Origin of the sequence: Microbacterium sp. NPDC096154, from assembly GCF_040302945.1 — a bacterium.
In the GTDB taxonomy this organism is placed as follows: Bacteria; Actinomycetota; Actinomycetes; order Actinomycetales; family Microbacteriaceae; genus Microbacterium.
The window spans coordinates 1-4,792 of sequence record NZ_JBEOSM010000021.1 but is presented as its reverse complement, the minus strand read 5'-3'; the positions used below and the strand labels follow the sequence as shown (position 1 = coordinate 4,792).

5 protein-coding genes are annotated in these 4,792 nt (G+C 37.1%); 1 reads left to right on the top strand and 4 read right to left on the bottom strand.

Features of this window, described 5'->3' with window-relative positions:
- Positions 1–553: replication/maintenance protein RepL (locus tag ABTW64_RS15295; RefSeq protein WP_502892348.1), on the top strand; the 553-nt coding region annotated here is incomplete at its 5' end.
- Between the two features lie 13 nt (positions 554–566).
- On the opposite strand, the gene ABTW64_RS15290 is transcribed toward ABTW64_RS15295, so the two are convergent.
- The 4 genes from ABTW64_RS15290 to ABTW64_RS15275 form a co-directional block, all read right to left on the bottom strand.
- Positions 567–764 carry a hypothetical protein gene (locus ABTW64_RS15290; protein WP_048558833.1) on the bottom strand — a complete coding sequence of 66 codons (198 nt, stop codon included), beginning with the start codon at positions 762–764 and terminating at the stop codon, positions 567–569.
- The gene (gene mobV / locus ABTW64_RS15285; protein ID WP_053082646.1) at positions 764–2,110 is read right to left on the bottom strand and encodes a MobV family relaxase; all 1,347 of its coding nucleotides are present in this window, start codon (positions 2,108–2,110) and stop codon (positions 764–766) included. Before mobV ends, ABTW64_RS15290 begins: the two co-directional genes overlap by 1 nt.
- Positions 2,111–2,724: 614 nt before the next feature.
- The gene (gene qacH / locus ABTW64_RS15280; protein WP_000121134.1) at positions 2,725–3,102 is read right to left on the bottom strand and encodes a quaternary ammonium compound efflux SMR transporter QacH; all 378 of its coding nucleotides are present in this window, start codon (positions 3,100–3,102) and stop codon (positions 2,725–2,727) included.
- Entirely contained in the window at positions 3,102–3,653 is a 552-nt protein-coding gene (locus ABTW64_RS15275; protein WP_000028029.1) for a TetR/AcrR family transcriptional regulator, read from the bottom strand. Before ABTW64_RS15275 ends, qacH begins: the two co-directional genes overlap by 1 nt.
- Between the last annotated feature and the right edge of the window lie 1,139 nt (positions 3,654–4,792).

The window sequence follows — 4,792 nt, the reverse complement described above, 5'->3', positions numbered from 1 at the left end:
AGCAGAGGTGCGTAAATTGGACGAGCAGAGAAAAATTAATGTTGAGTTAACCCCTGAACAACTTCAAATGCTTCAAAGACTTATTGATCTTGAACAGCAAGAAAACAAAGACAAAGAGCAATTTGAAGAGAAAAAGAAAAATCATAATTTCATCCAGCTTTATCGTGACAACATGCCAGAATTAAGATGGTTAATGGCAAATCATAACTTCGCAAGTTCTTTATTATTTTTTATCTTGGAACACATGGATAACAGAAATGCTTTAGCTTGTTCTTATGCAGTTTTTGAAGATTATTTTGGCAAATCAAGGTCAACAGTTTACAGAGCAGTAAAGCTTTTAGAGGAGAATGGATTTTTAAATGTTTTAAAAATGGGAACATCAAACGTCTATGTAGTGAACGAAGACCTTGCTTGGACAGATGGCAATGACAAAAAGAAATTTGCTAAATACGATGGTAAAATCCTTGTCAGCAAAAAGGAAAACAAGGACTTTGAATACAAAAGCCAATTTGATAAATTTAAAGCCCTTAGAGAACGTGAAAACTTAAAATAAAGCGAGTAGATAACTACTCGCCTTTCTTTATTTCAAGAGCATATTTGCCCTCATTTGAATCTTGGTCAACACTTGTAAAAACACCAATATCTTTTATTGGAATAAGAGTTCCAGAACCTAAATGAGGTCTCTTTCTATCCCTCATAAAAAGCATTAATTCTCCCTCTTGGTCTAGTTTCTCCAACTTCTCAACCAATTGTTTCACCTTCATCAGCGTTCCATCTCCATCCCTTTTTGCCTTTGTGGCTTCTCCATTTTTTCTAAAGAGTCCTGGACTAATTTATCTTGCCTATCATCCAGGAACTTGATTGTACTTCGGTCTACATCATTCATCCTCAAGAACGTTTTTACTCGGTCAAGTTGAGCGTGTAAAACTTTGCCCACCCTCTCTTTAAAAACAGAAAACTCCTTGCTGATCTGCACGAGTTTTCCCTTCAATTTTCCGTTCTCTAATTTCAATTCCCGATTCTCATTTTGGTAAGACCGGTTCTCAATTTTTAGAGTGTCCACCTGTTGTTTTAACTCCTTTTTCTCCTTCAACTGGTCATTATATTTATTAACGAGTCCATTGTACTTTTCTATCAAGTCTCCATAGTTCTTTACAATGTCTGTTTGCTTCACTTTTTGCAGTGCTTTTTTCTCTGCTAAGGAGTCTAAATTCTCTTCAATATCTTTGTAGTAATAGCGAATTTTATCTTGTCCAATTTGCATATCAGCTTTCAGCTGCGTAACTTCTTTTTGAGTCTTTTCCAACTCTTTCTGCAGATTCTCTGCTTGTAGCTGATAAGCCACACCATTGGTCGCATAATCGACTAGGCTTTTGTAGTCTTGTTCCTTCATTCCAACAAGCCCTAGAACCTTTTTAGCTTCGATATTCGCAATCGATTTCGATTTATCATCAATCTCTTGAATATGCCCCATTGTCCGCTCATATTTCTCTTGGGCTTCCTTCTCCATGCTTTGAAACGTTTGAGCCTTATATTTAGCCGTCTCCACGTGTTTACGGCTCGACGAGACCCCTCTTTCCAAATTAAAGTCATTTTGCTTCAGGTACTGATTAAAATCGTCCTGAAGACTCACCAGTTGCTTTTTCTGGCCAAAGAAATCTTTAGCCGATAGTCGGCCATCCTCCGTTACTGGAACGAAGCCTACGTGCATGTGAGGGGTTTTCTCGTCATAGTGAACAGTCGCATAGATTAAATTCTTTTCACCGTATCGATCAGCAAGGAACTCATGAGCCGTTTCAAAATACCTTTTCTGCTCTTTGGGTGAAATTTTATCGAAGAATTCCTTGTCAGAGGTAATTAAGAATTCAGCCAGCTTAACTGCATCTTTACGGATCTTTTTTCCAGAGGTCACATTGTCCTCAATTACTTGGCTAATTTTCTCGTTGTAATCAATCTGCCTTTGACCGTTTATCAAGTCATAATTCAGATGAGAATCAGCTTTATTGATGTCGGGATTCGTTTCACTTTCCCTCTCTCTTTGGTTGTGAAATTGAATCCCTTTTATCCCATTTGATTTCATTTTCTGCATTCGGATAATGGAGTAACTCATGGGGTACGCACCCTTTCTGAAAATCGATAGATTAATAGAAAGTGTAACACACTACACTTTGCACGCAAAGTTTCATGTGGTCTGCGACGCTAAAAGCCAAACCTTGGGCTTTGCCCAAACCCACTGGGGAACTCTTCCCCAGACCCCCTTAATCGAACTCCCCAACCCCTCAATCCTTGAGGGGCTCCCTCGCCGGTAGGCAGCTCAAAAGGTGTTGCCTTTTGAGACACCAAGAGGGTCTTGGTGAAGTGAGTCTATCAACTCCTTATCCTCCCTTCGGTCCGGTACCGTTGACAGACGCCATACGGGCCTCTCTCGCCTTTGTAAGAGGTTGCCCCTAGTAAAAACCCTTAAAAAGCAAAAAAGACGCTTCTAGGGGTAGCGTCAGGGAAATGCGGATTTACAACGGTAAGCATTTGATACAAGTCTTATGAGACAGTCAGAAGTCATTTAAAACGCTAATTTCATTATGTCTCAATAAACTCTACTCTATTGGAATTGTGAAGTGATACACTTAAACTAACGTACGCAGGTTTGTTGAATAAGGACTTCAAAAAATACCCTTAATTAAGCTAAAAAGTCCTTCTCTTTATTAAGAAGGACTTTTTTATGTGTTATTCCATTGTCTCATTCATTGTAATAGTTTCGCTTGCTTCATGACCAGATTCTCCATGTCCTGGTCCAAACAAATTCAATATTACAACTCCTACAAGAATCAGTGTTATTCCTGCAATGCTAGCCATGTTAAGTTTTTCCTTCCAAACTAAAACTGAAATTACTGTAGTCAAAACAAGTCCTAAACCTGCCCATAATGCATATGCAGTGTTTAAGGGGATTGTTTTTAGCGACAAGGATAAAAAGAAAAAACAACCAACGAAAGCTATTATTACCCCTATTGTAGGATAGAGTTTTGAAAAGCCTTCAGATGCTTTTAATAGGGAAGAGCCAATAATCTCCCCCACTATTGCAAGTGCTAAATATAGATATGACATTATTCGTCCTCCTGAATCATGTTTATTAGTTCATCAAAAACTTGTGTTTTTAGTTCTTCATTTAATGGTGCCATTCCAAATATTTCTGAAAACCAAAGACCATCTATGGATAATCTTGTAATTGTTATTTTGACAGGATCAATTCCATCAGTTATTAACTTTGTATGCAAAATATCGTATCTCTGCCGGAATTCATCTAATAAATCTGGATTAATAAACATAGCAGCCATTAGTGCGGAATTTAGATTATTGTTTTCTAAATCGGAAAATGTAGATTTAAGATAAGCCCTATTCCATTTTCCTATTGCGTTATCATCGTCGTTATTAACTAACGTATTAATGCATTCGAAATAATTATTTGTCCAATCTTCCACCATTCCTTTAATTAATGCTTCCTTGCTAGGAAAATGGTATAATAATCCACCTTTACTCACGCCAGCTCTTTGGGCGACTGCCTCTAATGTGAGTTTGACAACTCCTTCTTCTTTTACAATTTCAGATGCAGCAATCAATATATTTTTTTTCTTATTAGCATGCTTTGAAATAGACATAATAACCTCCATAACTTAGATACATATAATATACCTTCTGGACGGTTTTTTTGTCAATCGAATTAAAGCTCTTATTTAATATCACTCTTTCACATAAAAATAATCCAATAAATTAATCTAAAGATTGTGAAGAAATGTACTTAAAGTAAAGGGAGCTTTAGTTCAACAGTCGATTTCTTAAAATCGGCTTTATTTATGGGTGAAAATTACATTACCGTTGTAAATCCGCATTTTCAGGACTCTACCCCTTCTAGAGCGCCTCTCATTGTTTTAGCGATTAATTATTATTCCCCTTATTATTTTTTTGAAAATGTTCTTTGTAATATAAATAATCAACTTTATGTTTTGTGGACATTAATTGAGTCGCTAATATTGCGGTGTAAATTGTCGTCAATCCTAGTGCTACTACGGCTAATAAATTTAAATTACTTTTATTAATGCTACTGTTACTATTCATGAAAGCTCAACTCCCTTCTTTAAAATTAGATTTCTAAATATCAAAGATTTTTATTCGAACACCATCAATTCTCCCCTTGTTTTAGGGTGGAGGCTGGCAAGGGGGTTTGGGGGAAGCCCCCATATTGCGTAGATCCATAAGGCAAAAGAGAAAATTTATGAACGGAAGCTCTGGCGGTTTTGGCGGTATAATGGCTCGAGCAAGCCGATTTCCTGAATTCCTCGTTTTAGGTACGTCGGCTTGGCGAAAGTACAGCACCGCCAAAATTTCGGAATGCAAGGAGAAAAGGGTGGAGATTTTTCGGTGGTCTGTCCGAAAAATACTACCCGAACCTTGCGTGGAGAAAAGCCCTTTAGGAGATATAGAAGGGAACACAGAAAAAATGTTGATATATCAATGTTTTAGTTAAGGTAATGTGTCATAGCTTGTGACACGTATATGTGTCATAGCTTGTGACACATAGTTGAATTAAGATGTGTCATTTTTTGCTTGACTATAGTTCATTTTTGACCTATGATGTGTCATAAATTATACATATAGGTATCACAGCTGATGATACATAACAAGGGAGAGAAGGATTCTATGCCAGCAGAGGTGCGTAAATTGGACGAGCAGAGAAAAATTAATGTTGAGTTAACCCCTGAACAACTTCAAATGCTTCAAAGACTTATTGATCTTGAAC

Bases quoted from the DNA above. Each gene is read 5' to 3' on its own strand.
- qacH (WP_000121134.1), bottom strand. From the start codon at position 3,102: ATGTCATATCTATATTTAGCACTTGCAATAGTGGGGGAGATTATTGGC.
- mobV (WP_053082646.1), bottom strand. From the start codon at position 2,110: ATGAGTTACTCCATTATCCGAATGCAGAAAATGAAATCAAATGGGATA.
- ABTW64_RS15290 (WP_048558833.1), bottom strand. From the start codon at position 764: ATGAAGGTGAAACAATTGGTTGAGAAGTTGGAGAAACTAGACCAAGAG.
- ABTW64_RS15275 (WP_000028029.1), bottom strand. From the start codon at position 3,653: ATGTCTATTTCAAAGCATGCTAATAAGAAAAAAAATATATTGATTGCT.